Here is a 21325-nt window from a genome sequence, read left to right on the forward strand (position 1 = left end):
ATACAGGATATGATAACAAAACTGTAAAATACGCTGATTCAACTACTAATGCTGACATTAGAAACATTAAAGGTTCACCAAATCATGTATGGTTAAAAGCTAATAATGATTGTGAATTCGAAATATCTAATCTACCTAATGTAAATGGTAAAACGTTAGTTTTGGCTTACGATGCAGCAGCAAATGTTTATAATCCAACAGATGAAACCAACTTAAACACAATTGAAGTTTGGTATAATGGAAAGCAACTACCTACAGAATCTAAGGATGTTAAGGGTAAAGATGATTTAAATAAATTTTATACTCTTAAAATTTCTGATATTAAAGGTGTAGATGGTGCTACCTTGAAATTTGTTGTAAAAGGTGCTGCTAATAAATATGGCTTACGCTTAGGCAATATAAATCTTAGCGTAAAATAATAATTGACTAAAGAAAATAGCTATGAAATTTAAATATCTATTACTGACTCTCTGTTTATCATTTGGTTTTACGCAGATGAAGGCTCAAAAGTCTTATGCTACTTACTGTGTAGCCTTCTACAATGTGGAAAACCTTTTTGATACAGAAGATGATGTAGATAATCCTGGGGATGATGAGTACCTACCAAATGGGACCAATGCTTGGACTCCTGGTAAGTATCAAAAGAAGTTGGATAATATAGCTAAGGTTATTAGTCGTATTGGTAAAGATTACTGTCCTGCTGGTCCTGCAATCCTTGGAGTTTCTGAGGTTGAAAACCGTAGAGTATTGGAAGATCTTGTAAAGAACGAACGTATCTCTGATGTGGGTTATGAAATCGTTCATTACGAATCTCCAGACTGGCGTGGTATTGATGTGGCTTTACTATATAATCCAAAGCTATTTAGAGTAACAAATACAGTTGCTCAGCCTTATATATTACCTGATAACCCTAACTTCAAGACTCGTGATCAGTTGTTAGTAAGTGGAGTTCTTGCTGGAGAACCCGTGCATGTTATTGTTAACCACTGGCCATCGCGTTATGGTAGTAAATCAACTGAACTTCGTGAGTATGCGGCTTCAATCACTAAATCTTTAGTAGATTCTTTACAACAGATTGATCCAGAAGCAAAGGTGATTATCATGGGGGACTTAAATGATGATCCAGATGATAGAAGTACTCGTGTAGTTTTAAACGCGAAGAAATATCAAAAGGATGTGAAGCCAGGTGGTTATTACAATACCATGTGGAGATTATATGATTTAGGCGTAGGTTCACTAGGTTACCAAGGTAAATGGAACTTATTTGACCAAATCATTATTACTCACAGCTTATTAGGTTCTGAAACATCATCTCTTAAGTTTTGGAGGTCGGAAGTGTTTAATAAAGATTTCTTGATTCGTAAAGAAGGAAAACGTAAAGGTTATCCTTGGAGAACATTTGACGGAAATACATTTATTGATGGTTATAGTGACCACTTCCCAACTCTAATCTATTTGATTAAAGAAATTAAATAGTCTTAAATAATAAATGAGTGTGAGGCACTTTCTATATCTTTAGAAAGTGCCTCATTTTTTTATATGAAATTAAAAGAACAATTAGATCTCCTTCGAGAGAAATACAATACAAAAGCTTTTATAGAAAGTGATCCAGTTCAGTTTCCTCATCGTTTTAAAGACAAGAAAGATATAGAAATTGTTAGTTTTCTTATCGCTACTATTTCATGGGGCAAACGCCCTATGATACTTAAGTCTGCAGAAAAGATGTTGAATCTTATGGGAAATACTCCATATAGTTATATTATGGATGAAGGGTATCTTTCTTTAGAGAATAAGAATATTCATCGCACTTTTTTTGAAAATGATTTACAATACTATTGTAAGGGATTACACTCTATTTATTCTCAATATCCAGATCTAGAGCAAGTGTTTATTCAGAAAGAATCTCTCTGGGAGGGCATACATCTTTATAGAGATTTAATGATAAATGCAAACCTAGGAGTAGAAACTAAGCATATCTCTAATCCGTTAAAAAATTCTGCTTGTAAGCGTTTGTTTATGGGGCTTCGTTGGCTGATAAGAAAGGACGGTATTGTAGATTTAGGTGTTTGGAAAAATTTAAATCCTTCTCAGCTATATATCCCTTTAGATACTCATGTTGCACGAGTTTCTCGTGAAATGGGACTTTTAACTCGTAAAAGCAATGATCGTAAAGCCGTGGAAGAGTTAACAAATAATCTCCGAAAATTAGATCCAGTAGATCCGATAAGTTATGATTTTGCATTATTTGGCTGGGGTGAAGATCGTTAGTTTCTAAAAGATAGCTATCTTTGCACAACTTTAAATATTAAGGTGTTAAATCGAAGAAAAATATAATCAGTATAAAATAACAATCAATAATGGCATTACAATGTGGTATTGTTGGACTACCAAATGTGGGTAAGTCCACTCTTTTTAATTGCTTATCTAACGCTAAAGCTCAGGCAGCAAACTTCCCTTTCTGTACTATAGAACCAAATGTGGGAGTAATAACTGTACCTGATGAGCGCTTGAATAAGCTAGCTGAACTTGTACATCCTCAAAGAATTCTCCCAACTACTGTGGAGATTGTGGATATTGCAGGGTTAGTAAAAGGAGCGAGTAAAGGTGAAGGTTTAGGAAATAAGTTTTTGGCAAATATACGTGAGACAGATGCGATTATCCATGTTTTACGTTGCTTTGATGATGATAATGTGACTCATGTTGATGGTTCAATCAATCCTGTACGTGACAAAGAAATTATTGATTCAGAATTACAGTTGAAAGATCTTGAAACAGTAGAACAGAGAATCCAAAAGGTGTACAAACAAGCTCAAACTGGGGATGCACATGCTAAAACGCTTCATAATGTATTAATTCAATATAAGGCTGCGCTAGAAGAAGGTAAATCTGCTCGTTCAGTAGAATTTGAATCTTTAGATGAAATTGATGCTGCGAAAGACTTATTCTTGTTAACAAATAAGCCTGTTATGTATGTGTGTAACGTTGATGAAGATAGTGCATCAAAGGGGAATAAGCACGTTGAGGCTGTTCGGGAAGCAGTAAAAGATGAACATGCAGAAATCTTGATTGTTGCTGCTAAAACAGAGTCTGAGATAGCTGAACTTGAAACTTATGAAGAACGTCAAATGTTTTTAGCTGATGTAGGTTTGGAGGAATCTGGAGTAAGTCGTTTGATTAAATCTGCCTATTCTTTATTAGACTTGCAAACTTACTTCACCGCTGGAGAAGTTGAAGTTAGAGCTTGGACGTTTCATAAAGGTTGGAAGGCTCCTCAATGTGCTGGAGTTATTCATACCGACTTTGAAAAAGGGTTTATTCGTGCAGAAGTTATCAAGTACGAAGATTTTATTAAATATGGCTCTGAAACAGCTGTTCGTGAAGCTGGAAAAATGGGTGTAGAAGGAAAAGAATACTTAGTTCAGGATGGTGATATCATGCACTTCCGCTTCAATGTGTAAAAGATGTAAGTATAAGATATTTGAAGAATAGAGGATAGTAGTTTTACTAATCCTCTATTTTTTTATGTAGTCTTGTATATATTACTTTACTTTGGAGTCAACATCGAGTAAACAAAATTGAAACATATTCAAAATACAAATATATGATAAATACCATATCTCTTTTTATTGAATGGGATCCGAGTCCTGTTCTCTTTAGTCTAGGAAGTTTACCTATCAAATATTATGGTCTTTTTTGGGCTATAGGAATTGCGTTAGGTTATTATGTTGTGCGTTATCAATACAGAGATAAAGGCATTGATGAGAAGATATTTGAACCCCTATTCTTTTACTGCTTTGTAGGGATTCTACTAGGTGCTCGCCTAGGACATTGTCTTTTCTATGATCCTGAGTATTATCTAGCCAATCCTCTTGAAATATTTTTACCTGTGAAGTTTCTAGATGGAGGAGGTTGGAAGTTTACTGGTTATGCAGGGTTAGCCAGTCACGGAGGTACAATCGGATTAATCATAGCATTATGGATGTATTGCAGAAAGACAAAAATGAATTACATTGATGTTTTGGATATGATAGCTGTAGCAACTCCTATCACAGCATGCTGGATACGTTTAGCAAACTTGATGAACTCTGAAATTATAGGTATGCCTACCGATAAGCCATGGGCTTTTATTTTTACTAGAGTAGATATGTTACCACGTCACCCTGCTCAGCTGTATGAGGCTTTGGCTTATTTAGCTCTATTTTTTATTATGATTTATTTGTATAAGAAATACGATAAAAAATTTCATAGAGGTTTCTATTTTGGATTATGTCTAACATTTATCTTTGTTTTTAGATTCTTTGTTGAGTTTATTAAAGAAGATCAAGTAGATTTTGAAGCAGGAATGCTTTTGAATATGGGCCAATGGCTAAGTATACCCTTTATAATACTAGGTATAGCTTCTATTTTTATGGGTAAGAAGCTTGATAACTGGGGATCTAAAAAGAAATAAATATATTATACAAGGAAAGCCTATTTAGATAGGCTTTTTTTATGGATACCCAAAAAAGAGAACACTTTTAAAAGTGTTTATATAAGACACCTCAATAGAGTATAGTATTATTTTAACACCGACATGAGAATGCTTTGACACCGACATGTCATTCTCATGTCGGTGTTATGTTGATACTATAACTCGGTTACAATATTTTTTATCTCTTGTATAAGAAGGCGGAAAAACTTTAAATAATTAAAAGGGTTTTGGTGTTAATTAAGTTAAAACCAAATGCTTACCTTCCTTTTATGATTTTCTTAATATCATTTAGTTTATTAAGTGCTTCCAGAGGAGTAAGGTTATTTACATCTAGATTAATGATTTCATCTCTAATCTGAGAAAGAATAGGGTCGTCTAATTGGAAAAAGCTAAGTTGTACTCCATCTTCTTGCTTTTGTGATATTAAAGGAGTTTTGGATTTTTTATTACTACTTTCTTCGCCACTTCTATTTACAGCTTCCAATTGTGCCAATATTTCATTCGACCGTTTGACAATGCTTGGAGGCATACCCGCCATTTTTGCTACATGAATACCGAACGAGTGTTCACTACCTCCTCTTTTTAATTTGCGTAAGAAGATAACTTTATTGTCAATTTCTTTTACGGAAACATTGTAGTTTTTGATGCGATTAAATGATTTTTCCATTTCATTTAATTCGTGGTAGTGAGTAGCAAATAATGTTTTTGCTCTGTTATTTGGGTTGTTATGAATGTATTCTACTATAGCCCAAGCAATGGAAATACCATCGTAGGTAGAAGTTCCTCTACCTAGCTCATCGAAAAGAACTAAGCTACGAGAAGAAAGATTATTTAAAATATTAGCAGCTTCATTCATTTCAACCATAAAGGTTGATTCACCCATAGAGATGTTATCACTTGCTCCAACACGTGTAAATATCTTATCAACAAGCCCTATCTGAGCGCTTTCTGCAGGAACAAAACAGCCAATTTGTGCCATTAAGGTGATAAGAGCAGTTTGCCTTAAAAGAGCAGATTTACCCGACATATTCGGACCTGTAATCATTATAATTTGCTGAGTTGTATTGTCCAGATAGACATCATTGGCGATATATTGCTCGCCTAGTGGTAGTTCCTTTTCAATTACAGGGTGACGACCTTGTTGGATAGAAAGGACATCATCATCTTGTATGACAGGTCGGATGTATTTATTTAATTGAGCTATACTTGAGAAAGACAATAAACAGTCTAAAGCTGCTATTTGGTTGGCATTTAGTTGAATAGCCGATATGTATTCTGCTAAATCAGTAACCAACTCTTCAAAAAGCTTAGCTTCGAGTATTAAGATTTTTTCTTCTGCACCCAAAATCTTTTCTTCATATACTTTTAGTTCTTGTGTTATATAGCGTTCAGCACTTACAAGAGTTTGTTTTCTAATCCATTCTTTAGGAACTTTATCTTTGTGTGTATTTCGAACTTCGATATAATATCCAAAAACATTATTGTATGCTATCTTTAGACTAGGAATACCTGTTTCTTCTATTTCTCTTTGTTGAATTTGAAGTAGATAGTCTTTACCTGAATAAGCTATTTTCCGAAGATCATCCAACTCTTCATTTACGCCCGAACAGATTACATGCCCTTTATTGACCAGCATAGGAGGGTCATTTTCAATCTCTTTGTCTATTCTATCTCTTATCTTTTCACAGAGATTCAATTGATCTCCAATTCTATTTAGACTGGCGTCATTGGCATTTAAACACGCTTTTTTTATAGGCTCAATAGCTTGTAGTGCTACTTTTAGTTGTACTACTTCTCTAGGGCTAACTCTTCCAACTGCAACCTTTGATATAATACGTTCTAAATCTCCAATGAGATGGAGTTGATCTGTTATAATCTCTTTAAAACTGGGTTGCTTGAAGAAATAATCTACTACATCTAGCCGATTATTGATAGCATTAACTTCTTTGAGAGGGAATACGACCCAACGTTTAAGAAGTCTTCCTCCCATCGGAGTAATTGTCTTATCAATAACTTGCAGCAAACTACTACCTCCATCATTCATGCTATTAAGCAACTCCAAACTGCGAATGGTAAACTTGTCTAATCGAACAAATTTATCTTCCTCAATACGGGATAAAGTAGTAATATGACTGATGTTATGATGTTGTGTTATGTCTAAATATTGAAGAATACTTCCAGCAGCAATTAAGCCATTGGGGAGGTGATCAACACCAAAACCTTTGAAATTGGCTACTTGAAAATGGCTTAATAGCTTTTCGTGTGCTGTCTGTTCTGTAAAAACCCAGTCATCAAGCTCATAAGTAAAAAACTTATTACCAAATAGCTCTTCAAATTGAGTTTTCTTTCCTCTTTCAAAGAGGACCTCTTTGGGAGCAAAATTAGTAAGTAGCTTATCTATATAATCGGAGTTACCTTCAGCTGTTAAAAACTCACCTGTAGAGATATCTAAGAAGGATATACCATAAATGGAACGATTAAAATAGATTGCAGCTAAAAAGTTATTTTCTTTATTGTTAAGTATATTGTCATTGATAGATACTCCAGGAGTAACCAATTCAGTAACTCCTCTTTTGACTAGTGTCTTAGTTGTTTTAGGGTCTTCCAATTGATCACAAATAGCAACACGTTTGCCCGCACGAACAAGTTTGGGTAGATAAGTGTCTAGTGCATGGTGTGGAAACCCTGCCATTTCAACATAGGTGTTTTTACCATTTGCTCTTCTGGTAAGTGTGATTCCTAGAATGTCTGCTGCAAGAACAGCGTCGCTTGAAAATGTTTCGTAAAAGTCCCCACATCGAAACAACATAACAGCATTAGGGTGCTTTTTCTTCAAATCGAAGAACTGTTTCATCATGGGAGTTTGAGCTATTTTTTTTGTATTCAATGTGATTTTGTATTTTGAAAATTGCCAATATCAATATAATACAAAGATAATAAACTCTTGAAGAACTGATAATAAGCAATTTCTAATAATGATTAAACGTTTCTTTTGAACACTCATTTTATAGGTTGCAAAAAGTGATGGTTACTTATAGTTTGATTATCTTTGCCTAAATTATAACAACTAATTATAGAATTTTACGTAGAATCACTATAAAATTATCATTAATTATGGAGTATAACTTTAGGGATATAGAAAAGAAATGGCAAAAAATGTGGGTTGAGAACAATACCTACAAGGTAGTAGAAGATAAGTCTAAAGAAAAACTCTACATTCTAAATATGTTCCCTTATCCATCAGGTGCTGGTCTACACGTAGGTCACCCATTAGGATATATTGCATCTGATATTTATGCTCGTTACAAAAGACTCTGTGGATACAATGTCTTGAATCCTATGGGTTATGATGCATATGGTTTGCCAGCCGAGCAATATGCAATTCAAACAGGTCAACATCCAGCTGTAACTACAGAACAAAATATAAAAAGATATCGTGAACAGTTAGATAAGATTGGTTTCTCTTTTGATTGGAGTAGAGAAGTACGCACTTGTGATCCGAACTATTATCATTGGACACAATGGGCCTTTATTCAAATGTTTAAGAGCTATTTTGATACTAAAGTAAATAAGGCAATGCCTATTGAAAATTTAGTAAGTTATTTCGAGAAAAATGGTTCAAAAGATATTCCTGCTTCGGGTTCTGAAGAATTAGATTTTACAGCAGAAGAGTGGAAAGCAATGGACGAGTCTAAGCAACAGGATGTGCTTATGAATTACCGCATTGCTTATCTAGGTGATATGATGGTCAACTGGTGTTCTGAATTAGGTACAGTTTTGGCAAACGATGAAGTAATTGATGGTTTATCAGAAAGAGGAGGCTATCCTGTTATTCAAAAAGTAATGCGTCAATGGTGTTTACGTGTATCTGCATACTCGCAACGTTTATTAGACGGATTAAATACGATTGAATGGACCGATTCATTAAAAGAAACTCAAAGAAACTGGATAGGACGTTCTGATGGAGCTGAGATGCAGTTTAAAGTAAAAGACAGTGATGTGGAGATGACTATCTTTACTACTCGTGCTGATACAGTATTTGGTGTAACTTTTATGGTTTTAGCACCAGAAAGTGAATTGGTTGATACATTAACAACTCTTGAGCAAAAGGCAGAAGTGGATGCTTACTTGGAACGCAGTAAGAAGCGTACTGAACGTGAACGTATTGCAGATCGAAAAGTAACAGGTGTTTTTACTGGAAGCTATGCCATTAATCCTTTGACAAAAGAGGCTATTCCTGTTTGGGTGAGTGATTATGTTTTGGCGGGTTATGGAACAGGTGCCATTATGGCTGTTCCAGCTCATGATAGTAGAGATTATGCCTTTGCTAAACATTTTGGTCTTGAAATACGCCCTTTAATTGAGGGTTGTGATATCTCAGAAGAAAGTTTTGATGCCAAAGAAGGTATTATGACAAATTCTCCTATTGAAGGAATGAATACTGACTTGGTGTTAAATGGATTGACTGTAACTGAAGCAATAGCTAAAACAAAACAGTTTATAGAAGAAACAAAACTAGGCCATATAAAAACGAATTATCGTTTAAGAGATGCTACATTCTCACGTCAGCGTTATTGGGGAGAGCCATTCCCTGTTTATTATAAGAATGGTCATCCTTATATGATAGAGGAAGAATACTTACCTATAGAGTTACCCGATGTGGAAAAATTCCTTCCTACAGAAACGGGAGAGCCACCATTAGGTAGAGCAAAAGTGTGGGCTTGGGATACAGTAAATAAGAAGGTTGTTTCAAACGACCTGATTGATAATAAGACAGTTTTCCATCTTGAACTAAATACGATGCCTGGTTTTGCTGGTTCATCTGCTTACTTCTTGAGATATATGGATCCTCAAAATTCAGAAGCTCTTGTATCTAAGGGAGTGTGTGAATACTGGCAAAATGTCGATCTTTATGTGGGTGGTACTGAACATGCTACTGGTCACTTGATCTATTCTCGTTTTTGGAATATGTTTTTATATGATGTAGATGTAGCTGTTCGTCAAGAACCTTTTCAAAAGCTAGTTAATCAGGGTATGATTCAAGGTCGTAGTAATTTTGTTTATCGTATTAATGGCACAAATAAGTTTGTTTCTTTAGATAAAAAAGACGAATATGAAACAACTGCTATTCACGTAGATGTAAATATAGTAGAAAACGACTTTTTAGATTTAGAAGCATTCAAAGCATGGCGTCCTGAGTTTTCATCAGCGGAATTTATCTTAAATGAGGATGGACAATATCTTTGTGGATGGGCTGTTGAGAAAATGAGCAAGTCTATGTTTAATGTGGTAAATCCAGATATGATTGTTGATCGTTATGGAGCAGATACTCTTAGAATGTACGAGATGTTCTTAGGTCCTCTAGAACAATCAAAACCATGGGATACCAATGGCATTGATGGAGTATACCGATTTATTCATAGATTCTGGGGATTATTCTTTGATCGTCAAGGTAATTCTATAATTGAAGACAAGCCAGCTACTAAAGAAGAATTAAAAGCTTTGCATAAATTAATTAAGAAATCTACTGAAGATATTGAAAATTTTTCATTCAATACTACGGTTAGTGCTTCTATGATTTGTGTAAATGAACTCAATAGCTTGAAGTGCCATAAAAAGGAAATTTTGGAACAGCTAACTATTGTCCTTTCTCCATTTATCCCTCATGTTTGTGAAGAATTGTGGGATGTTCTAGGTCATGAAAATTCTATTTGTATAGCTGGTTGGCCTAAATACAATGAAGAATTCATGAAGGAAGCTGTAAAAAATTACAACATTTCTTTTAATGGGAAATCTAGATTTAATATGGACTTTGCAGCAGATGCAAGCAGAGAAGAGATTCAAAAAATGGTTCTTGAAGATGAGCGAACAAGCCGTTGGCTGGAAGGTAAAGAGCCTAAAAAAATAATTGTTGTACCAGGTAAGATTGTAAACTTGGTATTTTAAACTATCTTTAAGGTAAGCCATATGGCTTACCTTATTTTTTACCTATTCGGATACTTAAAAAATCTTTTTTATATGGCAACACATGCACTTTCTAAACAAGCTTGGACTCGTGTAATGCGCGATTATCTACTAATAGCATTAGGTATAGTATGCTACTCTGTGGGTTGGGCTTTGTTCCTACTTCCTTACAAACTACCCTTAGGAGGAACTGCAGGGGTAGCGACTCTTGTTTTTTATTCAACAGGATTTCCTATACAGTACACCTATTTTATGATTAATGCTGTACTCCTAACGGCTACGTTTAAAATTTTAGGGAAAAGCTTTACTGTACGTACCATTTTTGGTGTTTTAGTCATGACATTTTGTACCTGGATGACTCAAGCGGTATTTAAAGGTCCTGACGGATCTATATTACAATTATTAGGTCCAGATGAAGCTTTTATGGCTTGTGTAATAGGAGCGTCCATGTGTGGCTTGGGGCTGGGTTTAGTTTTTATTAATAATGGTAGTACAGGGGGTACTGATGTTGTTGCTGCTGTTGTTAATAAGTACCGAGATATATCTTTAGGTAGAGTGATACTTCTATGTGACTTCACAATAGTTTCGTCTAGTTATTTTATTGATAATGATTGGAAAATGGTTTTGATGGGTTTTGTTACCTTATTTATAGTAACCAATGTACTTGATTGGGTAGTGAATAGTGCCCGACAGTCAGTCCAGTTCTTTATCTTTTCAAAACATTATGATGCTATAGCCGATCGAATCATGAAAGAAACAGGTCGAGGTGTAACAGTGATTAAAGGTCAAGGTTGGTATAGTCAAAATGAAGTAAAAGTATTAATGGTTTTGGCTAAAAAATCTCAGTCGATTATTATCTTTAGGCTCGTAAAAGATATAGATCCTGAAGCTTTTGTTTCACAAAGTTCTGTAATAGGAGTTTATGGGCAAGGCTTCGATAAAATTAAAGTAAAATAATGGAGCATAAAATAGTATTTGCAACACATAACGAAAATAAATTAAAGGAGGTAGCAGCATTGCTATCTCCTCTTTATCATGTAGTAGGGCTAAATGATATAGGTTGTCATGAAGATATTCCCGAAACCGAAAATACATTAGAAGGAAATGCATACTTAAAGTCAAAGTACGTCTATGATCATTACGGTTTGGATTGTTTTTCTGATGATACTGGTTTAGAAGTAACAGCTCTTCATGGTGAGCCTGGAGTATTCTCTGCAAGATATGCAGGAGAGGGAAGAAATTCAGATGATAATATGGCAAAGTTACTTCGAGAGCTTCATGATAAAACCGATAGAAGTGCTCAATTTAGAACTGTTATATCCTTAATCCTAAAAGGAGAGGAACATCATTTTGATGGGATTGTTAGAGGAAATATTATTGAAGAAAAACGAGGTACAGCAGGTTTTGGTTACGACCCTATATTTCAACCGATAGGGTATGCTGAAACCTTTGCTGAATTGGGCAGTGATGTAAAAAACGAAATTAGTCATAGAGCGATTGCTGTAAAAAAATTAATTAGATTTCTTCACGATCATAAAGCCTAAGCCATGAAATTTAGACTTGTTTTATTCTTTTTTTTAGCAACTATATGCTTCCCCATTGTACAAGGGAAAAGTAAATCTGCTTTATCCCTAGAAAAACGAGGGATGATAAACCTAAAGGAGGAAGATCCCTCTATTCACGTCCACCTGATGTATGCTTATGCCGACAACTTTGTTGGGGAGATACTCTATGATGATTTAAAAGAAGCATACTTACATCCATTAGCGGCAAAAGCTCTAATTAAGGCTCATCAGTATTTAAAAGAACTTCACCCTCAATATAGTTTTATTGTTTATGATGCTTGTAGACCTATGTCTGTTCAGCAAAAGATGTGGAATAAGGTAAAGAATACGACGAAAGCTAAATATGTATCTAATCCAGCTAATGGAGGAGGTCTTCACAATTATGGGATGGCAGTAGACATATCCATACTCGACGAAAAAGGAAAACCTTTATCAATGGGTACACCTGTGGATCATTTAGGCTATCAGGCACATATAGATAATGAGGAAGAATTAGTGAAGAAGGGTATCATCTCTTTGCAAGAGAAAAGAAATAGAGAATTATTGAGATCAGTTATGCGTAGAGCTGGTTTTAGAGCTTTACCATCCGAGTGGTGGCATTTTAATAAAATTAGTAGAGCAGAAGCTCGCAAAAATTATAAACCGATTCTGTAAAATGTTTTTGAAAGAAGAAATATTCAACTTTGTACAAAAACATAAGGATGATGATATCCATAAACTTTTGTTATCCAAGCAAGAATTGTCTGGGGAGGAGTTAAAGTTTGCTGTCCAGCAAATTGAGGGTAGACAACGAGTGAAAAACAAATTGCCTGAATGGTACAATACTCCTCTTATTTTATATCCAGTACATCTATCTTTAGAGCAATGCTCTTCGGCTGAAACAGCAAAGTATAAGGCTTCACTAGTCCAAGGAGATTCGTTAATTGATTTAACAGGTGGATTTGGAGTAGATACATCTTATTTAGCACAAAAATTTGATTCAGTCGTGTATGTCGAGAGGAACCCTGATTTATATCTAATAGTATCTCATAATTTTAAGCAAATGGGTCTCAATCATATACAAACAATAAACTCAGAGGCTGAGTCTGTTTTAAAGGATTTAGAACTAGTAGATACAGTATTTATAGATCCAGCAAGAAGAGATAATACAGGAGGGAAACTGGTATCAATCGGCGATTGTGTTCCTAATGTGATAGAACTACAAAGTATTTTTCAGGCTAAAGCAAAACAAGTACTAATAAAACTTTCACCTATGCTTGATTTAACTCAAGCATTACGTGAACTGGATTATGTATCTCATGTTTATATTGTAGCATTAAGTAATGAATGTAAAGAATTACTGGTTTTAGTAGATTATACGAAAGAAGGAACTAAAAATCCTCAAATTTGTTGTGTTAATTTAGGGAAAAATGATCAGTTAGAAGAGTTCTCTTTTTCATTGAATGATGAGGAAAGAATAGATGTTGGATATGCAACTGAAGTAAAAAAATATCTTTTTGAACCTAATGCAGCTGTATTAAAAGGGGGTGCATACAAGTCAATAGCTAAAAGATTTAATGTTGACAAACTTCACCCTAATAGCCATCTTTATACCTCGGATAGTTATTCAAGTGATTTTCCTGGGCGTAAGTTTGAAATAAATGAAGTCTTGAATTTTAATAAAACTTCGTTGAAGAAACTGAAGGCCATTACAAAGAAAGCAAACTTAACCATTCGTAATTTCCCCTCTTCAGTAGATAGTTTGAGAAAAAAACTTAAAATAGCCGAAGGTGGTGAGAAGTATATCTTTGCAACTACTTTAATGAATGAAGAAAAAGTCTTATTGGTCTGTTCAAAATTAACAAACTAGAATACAGAAAAGTATGTTGGATATTGTTTTTTTAATAGGAGGTTTATTACTCGTTCTTTTTGGTGCAAATTGGTTAACAGATGGTGCATCTTCAATTGCTAAAAAATTTGCTATACCACCTATTGTAATAGGATTAACTATTGTTGCCTTTGGTACATCTGCCCCTGAGTTGGCTGTAAGTGTGTCTTCAGCTATCCAAGGAAGTGCTGATATGGCGGTAGGGAACGTAGTAGGTAGTAATATTTTTAATGTATTATTGATTGTAGGTTGTACAGCCTTGGTTACACCCATTGGGATTACTGAGGGAACTCTTAAAGTAGAAATACCCCTTACTATATTAGCCTCAATAGTGTTAGTCATATTGGCTAGTGATGTTTTCTTAGATGGTAGTGCTCAGAATATATTATCTCGTTCAGATGGCTTGATATTACTTGCTTTTTTTGTTATATTCTTGAGTTATACTTTTTATGTAGCGAAGAAGTCAGGTAGTATAGCTATGGAGTCTCAGGCAGAAGAAATTCATACTATGAGTGGTCTGAAATCGACTTTGTTTATTGTGTTGGGTTTTGCTGCTTTGATCTTTGGAGGTAAAATATTTGTAGAGGGAGCTAGTGATATTGCTCGCTCCTTAGGAGTATCAGAGTCTGTTATTGGTCTTACATTAGTAGCAGGAGGAACATCATTACCCGAATTAGCGACCTCTGTAGTAGCTTCACTTAAAAAGAACCCAGAAATAGCAATAGGGAATGTAGTAGGTAGTAATATCTTTAATATCTTTTTTGTTTTAGGTTGTAGTTCTACTATCACACCTTTACATATAAAAGGAATAACCGCTATAGATCTTTGGACAATGACAGGAGCCTCTATTCTTCTATTTATAGTAGCATTATTCTTTGGTAATAGAATCATCAAGAGAGCAGAAGGAGCTGTCTTTATTCTTCTGTATTTAGGGTATTTAGGGTTCTTAATTTATAATGCGTAAAGGCCTACTGTTTTAAGCCTTTTTAAATGGCTATATGTGAATTATCTAGAAATTCGAGTATCTTTGCCCCAATATTTTAAGGAAATATGTCGATAGAAATAAAAAAAGTATCTTCTAAAAAGGAACTTAAGAAGTTTATCCGTTTTAATTACGAATTATATAAAGATAATCCATACTCTGTGCCCGATTTATACGATGATATGCTGGGTACATTTGATAAAAATAAAAATGCAGCTTTTGCTTATTGTGATGCCGATTTCTTTCTAGCTTACAAAGAGGGTAAGTTAGTAGGAAGAGTGGCAGCACTTATAAATAAAAAAGCAAATAAAATATGGAATGAAAAGACTGTTCGCTTTGGGTGGATTGATTTTTATGATGATATTGAAATATCTAAAGCTTTATTAGAAACAGTAGAGAAGTGGGGGAAAGAAAGAGGGATGAAAAAAATTCAAGGTCCTCTAGGCTTTACTGATTTTGATGCAGAAGGAATGTTGGTTGATGGATTTGACCAACTTAGTACTATGGCAACTATATACAATTATCCTTACTATCCAGTACATCTGAAAGAGTTAGGTTTTGAGAAAGATGTAGATTGGGTAGAATTTAAAATTTATATTCCTGATGCTATACCTGAAAAGCATAAACGAATATCTGAAATCATTCAGAAAAAGTATGATCTTAAAATAAAGAAATACACATCAGGTAAAAAAATAGCAGAGGACTATGGACAAGCGATTTTTGAATTAATGAATGAAGCTTATCAACCTCTTTATGGCTTTGCTCCTTTAAGTCAACAACAAATTGATCAATATGTAAAAATGTATCTTCCAATTGTTGACTTACGTATGGTAACACTGATTACCGATAGTTCAGATCGATTAGTTGCAGTTGGGTTGTCTATGCCCTCTTTATCAGAAGCTCTCCAAAAAGCTAAAGGTAAATTATTCCCTTTTGGCTGGTTTTATTTATTAAAAGCATTATTTTTTAAGAAAAGAGCAAAAATGTTAGATTTGCTTTTAGTTGCTGTAAAGCCTGAATATCAAAATAAAGGAGTAAATGCATTGCTTTTTGCTGACTTAATCCCAATTTACAAAAAACTAGGCTTTCAGTATGCTGAGTCAAACCCTGAACTAGAATTAAATGATAAAGTCCAAGCTCAGTGGACCTATTTTAATACAGAACAACATAAGCGCAGACGTGCTTTTACTAAAAAATTAGACTAAACCTATTATGAGTGAGAACTTAGAAAATAAAACTACTAGTGTAGCTTATACAGATGATCATATCCGTCACTTAAGTGATATGGAGCATATACGCGTGCGTCCAGGAATGTACATTGGTAAGCTTGGTGATGGATCTTTTGCTGAGGATGGTATATATGTTTTATTGAAAGAGGTTCTAGACAACAGTATTGATGAGTTTAAGATGAATGCAGGGAAACGTATTGATGTTGTTGTTGAAGATAATTTGACTGCTTCAGTGCGTGACTTTGGTCGTGGTATTCCTCAGGGTAAACTGATTGAAGCTGTAAGCGTATTAAATACAGGAGGTAAATATGATAGTAAAGCCTTTAAAAAGAGTGTTGGTTTAAATGGAGTAGGTATTAAAGCTGTTAATGCTTTAAGTAAGAGATTTGAAGTGAGAAGTTACAGAGAGGGGAAAATGCGTCGTGCTGTATTCTCTCAAGGTAATCTTGAATTAGATGAAACATTGTCTTCTGATGAAAAGACTGGTACTTACATTGCCTTTGAACCAGATGAATCTCTCTTCAAGGGTTATAGTTTTAGAAGCGAATATATTGAAACTATGCTTCGTAATTATACCTACCTAAATACAGGTCTGGTTATAAGCTATAATAAAACTCGTATAGAGTCTAAAAATGGTCTTGAAGACTTACTGTCTGATAATATGACTTCTGAAGGGTTATACCCAATTATTCATCTGAAAGGAGATGATATAGAGGTAGCATTCACTCATGCTAGTCAATATGGAGAAGAATATTATTCTTTTGTTAATGGTCAGCATACAACTCAAGGTGGTACGCATCAAAGTGCTTTTAAAGAGCATATAGCTCGTGCTATTCGTGATTTTTACAACAAAAACCATGATTTTTCAGATATTCGAAATGGATTAGTAGCAGCTGTCGCGATTAATGTGGAAGAACCTTTATTTGAAAGCCAAACAAAAATAAAACTGGGCTCAACTCATATGGGGCCTAAAGGTCCTACAGTTAATAAATTTGTGGGTGACTTTATTAAAACAGAAGTAGATAATTATTTACATAGAAACGCTAAGGTAGCAGAAGTCCTATTAAAGAAGATTCAAGAATCTGAAAAAGAGAGAAAAGCTATTGCAGGAGTTACTAAAATAGCTCGTGAAAGAGCTAAAAAAGTAAGCTTACATAATAAAAAACTGAGAGATTGTCGCATTCACTTAAATGATGTAAAGGGAGAATATAAAGAAGATTCATGTATCTTTATAACAGAGGGGGATTCTGCAAGTGGTTCAATAACCAAAAGTAGAGATGTGAATACCCAAGCGGTATTTAGTTTACGAGGAAAACCGCTCAACTCCTTTGGGTTGACTAAGAAAGTGGTATACGAGAATGAAGAGTTTAATTTATTACAAGCAGCATTAAATATCGAAGATGGTATTGACGGATTGCGTTATAATAAAGTAATCGTAGCGACTGATGCCGATGTGGATGGTATGCATATTAGATTGCTTTTAATCACGTTTTTCCTTCAATTCTTCCCTGATTTGATTAAGAAAGGTCATGTGTATATCCTTCAAACCCCATTATTTAGAGTTAGAAATAAGAAAGAAACAAGATATTGTTATACTGAAGAAGAACGTGTTTCTGCCATTAATGAACTTGGTCCAAATCCTGAAATTACTCGATTTAAAGGATTAGGAGAAATTTCACCTAGTGAGTTTAAGCATTTTATAGGGAAAGATATGAGATTAGAACAAGTGAAATGGCGTAAGACTGATACTGTTAATGAATTACTTGAGTTCTACATGGGTAAAAACACAATGGAGAGACAAGAGTTTATTATTGATAATTTAGTTGTAGAAGAAGATTTAGCCTAAAAAGTAATATTTATGAAAAGAGCTATATTCCCTGGTACTTTCGATCCTTTCACAACGGGGCATTATTCTGTTGTTCAAAGAGCATTAACATTTATGGATGAAGTGATAATAGGGATTGGAATTAATGAATCTAAAAACACTCATTTCCCTATTGATAGACGAGTTCAGGTGATACAAGATTTTTATAAGGATGAGCCTCGTATTAAGGTCATGGCTTATAGTAATCTAACAGTAGATTTTGCTCAAGAGGTGGGAGCTAAATTTGTGATAAGAGGAATTCGCACTGTCAAAGACTTTGAGTATGAAGAGTCTATTGCTGATATCAATAGAAAATTAGCTGGAATAGAAACAATACTTCTCTTTACTGAACCAGAATTGAGTTGCGTGAGTTCGACATTAGTACGTGAGTTGCTTTCTTATAATAAAGATATTAGTCAATTTATCCCAAAAGGAATGGAGCTGTAGGTATGCATAGGTTCTCTCTCTTATTAGTGATAGCTTTGATTTCTTATCCTGTATTTTCACAGAAAAAGGAGATTCCAATTTCAAGAAAATTGCAGATGGCTGAGTTCTTGATAACAAAACTCTATGTAGACTCTGTTGATGAAGGTAAAATTGTTGAGGCTGCTATACAGGGAATGCTCAATGAACTCGATCCTCATTCTACTTACTCCAATGCAGAAGAGGTGAAGCTTTTTAATGAATCTATGCAAGGAGAGTTTTTCGGTATCGGTATTCAATTTCAAATGATGCAAGATACTTTATATGTAATTCAGCCTGTCGTTAAGGGACCATCTGAAAAAGTAGGAATACAAGCAGGAGATAAAATTATTTCTGTTGATAAGGAATCTATAGCTGGGGTAGGTATGAATACTTCCCGAATAATGAAATTATTGAGAGGCCCTCGAAAAAGTAAAGTTCTCTTGGAGATAGTTCGCAGAGGTGTTGAAGATACTTTGTATTTTACGGTTGAGAGAGATAAAATTCCTGTAGAAACAATTGATGCCTCTTATCTTCTTACTGCTCAAACGGGTTACATTCGTTTAAATCAATTTGGAAAAAATTCAGCTAAAGAATTTGAGACTGCTCTAAGACATCTAAAAAATCAAAAGATTGAAAATCTAGTTTTAGACTTAAGAGGGAATAGTGGTGGGTTCTTAGATGCTGCAATAGACATTGCAAACCATTTTTTACAAGGAAAGCAGCGAATTGTTTATGCCAAAGGAAATAAAGTCGATATTGGAAGCTTCTATGCCAAAGGAAATGGGTTGTTTCAAGAGGGTAAATTGATCGTTCTAGTTGATGAGTTTTCTGCATCAGCTAGTGAAATACTTGCTGGAGCCATTCAAGATTGGGATAGAGGTATTATTGTAGGTAGAAGATCATTTGGGAAAGGGCTTGTACAGAGACCTATTGATCTATTTGATGGATCTATGATTCGCCTAACAATAGCTCGATATTATACCCCTAGTGGAAGATCTATTCAAAAACCTTATGATAAAGGTGAGAGTAACAGAAAAAACTATGGTGAAGATATATTACATCGATTAGAACGTGGCGAACATATTTCTAAGGATAGTATTCAACTCGTAGATTCGTTGAAATATAAAACATTAACCTTGTCAAGAACCGTATATGGGGGTGGAGGTGTAATGCCAGATGTGTTTGTACCTGTAGATACAACTCATGTCTCATCTTTCTTTAAATACGCTTTGTCTAAAGGCCTTTTAATACAAGTGAGTTTAGAGTTTGTTGAACAAGAAGGGAGCCTTATCAAAGATAAATACTCAGTGGATGAATTTATTCAACAGTTTAAGACTCCTGAATCATTGTTTAGACGAGTGCAGGAATTAGCTATAGAAAATAAGTTTTCTTTTGAGCAATCTGAAGTAGATCAAAGTAAATCTTTTTTAAATACTTATTTAAAGGCTTTAATAGCTAGAGACATATGGAGTACCGAAGTTTTTTTCCGAGTATTTAATCAATCAGATCCTATTCTTCTAAAAGCTCTAGAAATTTTAGAGAGTAATAAGTATAATGAAATATTAAAAAGTTCTTTAAACTAGTATTTTCTTACTCAAATAGCGGATAGGATACCAGACAGATATAAATCCTACTACTAATACAGTTATTAGTATCACAATTAAATCAGATAGATGTAAGCTGACTGGGTAAGCTGTTGTTATGAATTGATATCCTCCGCTTAGTGAGATAATACCAAAATACTCTTGTAATAAAGTTAATCCAATACCTAATATCATTCCTATAGTTGTACCTAGTAAAGTTATCAAGCGTCCCTCATATAAGAATACTTTAGCAACAAAGTTTTTGTCTGCTCCTAAATTCATAAGAATTTGCATATCTTCTTTTTTCTCTAAAATGAGCATCGATAATGAGCTAATAATATTGAAGCAAGCAATAAGAAGTATAAAAATTAAAAAGAAGAATGAAATCAATTTCTCCACTTTCATGATGTTGAATACATCAGTTTGTTGTTGATATCTATCTAGAACTTTGAAGTCTTTACCTAATAGGTTTTGAAGTTTTACTTGCGTTTTCTCTAGATTAACATTTTCTTTTAATTTTACTTCTATTGAAGTAATCTGATTGTCGTAATTAAAAATTTGTTGTGCAAACTGTAAAGAACAGATGATATAGCTTCCATCATATTTTTGTTGTCCAACAGAAAATAAGACACCAGGTGAATATAAATAGTCCTTGTTGAAAGAAGTCGCAGGATTGGCCATATTAACTTTTGTTCCTTGCTTCGGAGCATATACTTCAAGAGGGTAAACGGGATGAATACCTGTCCCTAATTGAGATGCTAGTTCGCCACCAACAATACCATATTGAGCTATATTGTCGTGAAGTTTATACTCTCCTTTTCCATAGAGTAAAGTATGTATTGAAGTAACTTGTTCAAAGTGGTCATCAACTCCCTTTAAGGTAATCATACTCTGATTTTCTTTGTATTTGACCATTGCATTTTCTTCCAAAGTAGAAGTGATTATATCCACCTCTGGGATAGATTGTATAGAGGATATGAGGTCGTTTTGAGGCGTAAATAGCTTTCCCGAAGAAGCTACAATTTTGAGTTGTGGATCAAACGAGGTAAAAAAACTAGCTACTGATTCTTGAAATCCATTGAACACAGAGAGTGTACAGACAAGAGTTAGAGTAGCTAGTGCAATTCCGCAAACAGATATAGCGGAAATTATATTTATGGCATTATGCTTTTTTTTAGAAAAGAGATAACGCCAAGCAATATTTAATGCCAGTTTCACTTTAATAATTCGTCAATTCTTTCAGCGTAATCTAATGAATCGTCAATGTGGAAAATTAATTCGGGTATGATACGAAGTTGGTGACGAACTCTAGTTCCTAAATCATATCTTATTGCT

Annotated in this window: 17 protein-coding genes and 1 pseudogene; 15 read left to right on the forward strand and 3 right to left on the reverse strand. The window is 34.3% G+C overall.

All coding sequences use genetic code 11. From position 1 onward, the window contains the following. The 5 genes and pseudogenes from K8V80_RS03815 to lgt form a co-directional block, all read left to right on the forward strand. Positions 1–419: pseudogene (locus K8V80_RS03815) on the forward strand (hypothetical protein); the annotation flags it as partial. A 22-nt stretch (positions 420–441) separates the two neighbouring features. Next, positions 442–1476 carry an endonuclease/exonuclease/phosphatase family protein gene (locus K8V80_RS03820; RefSeq protein WP_276775569.1) on the forward strand — a complete coding sequence of 345 codons (1035 nt, stop codon included), beginning with the start codon at positions 442–444 and terminating at the stop codon, positions 1474–1476. A gap of 63 nt (positions 1477–1539) precedes the next feature. Further along, entirely contained in the window at positions 1540–2268 is a 729-nt protein-coding gene (locus tag K8V80_RS03825; RefSeq protein WP_276775571.1) for a TIGR02757 family protein, read from the forward strand. An 89-nt stretch (positions 2269–2357) separates the two neighbouring features. Next, on the forward strand, positions 2358–3458 hold the full coding sequence (ychF, locus tag K8V80_RS03830) for a redox-regulated ATPase YchF (protein WP_006743784.1): 1101 nt from the start codon (positions 2358–2360) through the stop codon (positions 3456–3458). A 146-nt stretch (positions 3459–3604) separates the two neighbouring features. Then, positions 3605–4450, forward strand: coding sequence for a prolipoprotein diacylglyceryl transferase (lgt, locus tag K8V80_RS03835; RefSeq protein WP_040310265.1), 846 nt, complete (start codon positions 3605–3607; stop codon positions 4448–4450). Between the two features lie 277 nt (positions 4451–4727). Here lgt and mutS read toward each other — a convergent pair whose 3' ends face one another. Beyond that, positions 4728–7328: a DNA mismatch repair protein MutS gene (gene mutS / locus K8V80_RS03840; RefSeq protein WP_423773058.1), complete on the reverse strand. Its 2601-nt coding sequence runs from the start codon at positions 7326–7328 to the stop codon at positions 4728–4730. Between the two features lie 257 nt (positions 7329–7585). Between mutS and leuS the strand changes: the two genes are divergently transcribed. The 10 genes from leuS (at position 7586) to K8V80_RS03890 (ending at position 19990) form a co-directional block, all read left to right on the forward strand. Further along, entirely contained in the window at positions 7586–10417 is a 2832-nt protein-coding gene (gene leuS / locus K8V80_RS03845) for a leucine--tRNA ligase (RefSeq protein WP_276775575.1), read from the forward strand. A 72-nt stretch (positions 10418–10489) separates the two neighbouring features. After that, entirely contained in the window at positions 10490–11392 is a 903-nt protein-coding gene (locus tag K8V80_RS03850) for a YitT family protein (protein ID WP_006743788.1), read from the forward strand. Continuing rightward, on the forward strand, positions 11392–11979 hold the full coding sequence (locus K8V80_RS03855; protein WP_276775577.1) for a non-canonical purine NTP diphosphatase: 588 nt from the start codon (positions 11392–11394) through the stop codon (positions 11977–11979). Before K8V80_RS03850 ends, K8V80_RS03855 begins: the two co-directional genes overlap by 1 nt. Before the next feature lie 3 nt (positions 11980–11982). After that, positions 11983–12654 carry a M15 family metallopeptidase gene (locus K8V80_RS03860; protein ID WP_276775579.1) on the forward strand — a complete coding sequence of 224 codons (672 nt, stop codon included), beginning with the start codon at positions 11983–11985 and terminating at the stop codon, positions 12652–12654. Between the two features lies 1 nt (position 12655). Continuing rightward, positions 12656–13849 (forward strand): class I SAM-dependent methyltransferase, encoded by a 1194-nt coding sequence (locus K8V80_RS03865; RefSeq protein ID WP_276775581.1) that lies wholly within the window; start codon positions 12656–12658, stop codon positions 13847–13849. Positions 13850–13865: 16 nt separating this feature from the next. Further along, the gene (locus K8V80_RS03870) at positions 13866–14831 is read left to right on the forward strand and encodes a calcium/sodium antiporter (RefSeq protein WP_040310266.1); all 966 of its coding nucleotides are present in this window, start codon (positions 13866–13868) and stop codon (positions 14829–14831) included. 86 nt (positions 14832–14917) lie between these two features. Beyond that, the gene (locus K8V80_RS03875; RefSeq protein WP_276775583.1) at positions 14918–16054 is read left to right on the forward strand and encodes an N-acetyltransferase; all 1137 of its coding nucleotides are present in this window, start codon (positions 14918–14920) and stop codon (positions 16052–16054) included. Positions 16055–16061: 7 nt separating this feature from the next. Next, complete coding sequence (locus K8V80_RS03880; protein ID WP_276775584.1) at positions 16062–17924, forward strand: DNA topoisomerase IV subunit B; 1863 nt, start codon at positions 16062–16064, stop codon at positions 17922–17924. 12 nt (positions 17925–17936) lie between these two features. Beyond that, positions 17937–18389, forward strand: coding sequence for a pantetheine-phosphate adenylyltransferase (coaD, locus tag K8V80_RS03885; protein WP_006743796.1), 453 nt, complete (start codon positions 17937–17939; stop codon positions 18387–18389). A gap of 2 nt (positions 18390–18391) precedes the next feature. Beyond that, the gene (locus tag K8V80_RS03890) at positions 18392–19990 is read left to right on the forward strand and encodes a S41 family peptidase (RefSeq protein ID WP_423773057.1); all 1599 of its coding nucleotides are present in this window, start codon (positions 18392–18394) and stop codon (positions 19988–19990) included. Here the strand turns inward: K8V80_RS03890 and K8V80_RS03895 are convergent. Both K8V80_RS03895 and K8V80_RS03900 read right to left on the reverse strand, forming a co-directional pair. Next, positions 19982–21208, reverse strand: a complete 1227-nt coding sequence (locus tag K8V80_RS03895; RefSeq protein ID WP_276775589.1) for an FtsX-like permease family protein — start codon at positions 21206–21208, stop codon at positions 19982–19984. The genes K8V80_RS03890 and K8V80_RS03895 overlap by 9 nt on opposite strands. Next, a partial coding sequence (locus tag K8V80_RS03900; RefSeq protein ID WP_338083534.1) for a ribosome-binding factor A occupies positions 21205–21325 on the reverse strand: 121 nt, incomplete at its 5' end. The genes K8V80_RS03895 and K8V80_RS03900, both read right to left, overlap by 4 nt.

It is taken from the genome of Bacteroides coprosuis, from assembly GCF_020741705.1.
GTDB classification, from domain to species: Bacteria; Bacteroidota; Bacteroidia; order Bacteroidales; family Bacteroidaceae; genus Bacteroides_E; species Bacteroides_E coprosuis.

Coding starts and splice junctions, on each gene's coding strand:
- K8V80_RS03820 (WP_276775569.1), top strand. CDS start 442: ATGAAATTTAAATATCTATTACTGACTCTCTGTTTATCATTTGGTTTT.
- K8V80_RS03825 (WP_276775571.1), top strand. CDS start 1,540: ATGAAATTAAAAGAACAATTAGATCTCCTTCGAGAGAAATACAATACA.
- ychF (WP_006743784.1), top strand. CDS start 2,358: ATGGCATTACAATGTGGTATTGTTGGACTACCAAATGTGGGTAAGTCC.
- mutS (WP_423773058.1), bottom strand. CDS start 7,328: ATGATGAAACAGTTCTTCGATTTGAAGAAAAAGCACCCTAATGCTGTT.
- leuS (WP_276775575.1), top strand. CDS start 7,586: ATGGAGTATAACTTTAGGGATATAGAAAAGAAATGGCAAAAAATGTGG.
- K8V80_RS03850 (WP_006743788.1), top strand. CDS start 10,490: ATGGCAACACATGCACTTTCTAAACAAGCTTGGACTCGTGTAATGCGC.
- K8V80_RS03855 (WP_276775577.1), top strand. CDS start 11,392: ATGGAGCATAAAATAGTATTTGCAACACATAACGAAAATAAATTAAAG.
- K8V80_RS03860 (WP_276775579.1), top strand. CDS start 11,983: ATGAAATTTAGACTTGTTTTATTCTTTTTTTTAGCAACTATATGCTTC.
- K8V80_RS03865 (WP_276775581.1), top strand. CDS start 12,656: ATGTTTTTGAAAGAAGAAATATTCAACTTTGTACAAAAACATAAGGAT.
- K8V80_RS03875 (WP_276775583.1), top strand. CDS start 14,918: ATGTCGATAGAAATAAAAAAAGTATCTTCTAAAAAGGAACTTAAGAAG.
- K8V80_RS03880 (WP_276775584.1), top strand. CDS start 16,062: ATGAGTGAGAACTTAGAAAATAAAACTACTAGTGTAGCTTATACAGAT.
- coaD (WP_006743796.1), top strand. CDS start 17,937: ATGAAAAGAGCTATATTCCCTGGTACTTTCGATCCTTTCACAACGGGG.
- K8V80_RS03890 (WP_423773057.1), top strand. CDS start 18,392: ATGCATAGGTTCTCTCTCTTATTAGTGATAGCTTTGATTTCTTATCCT.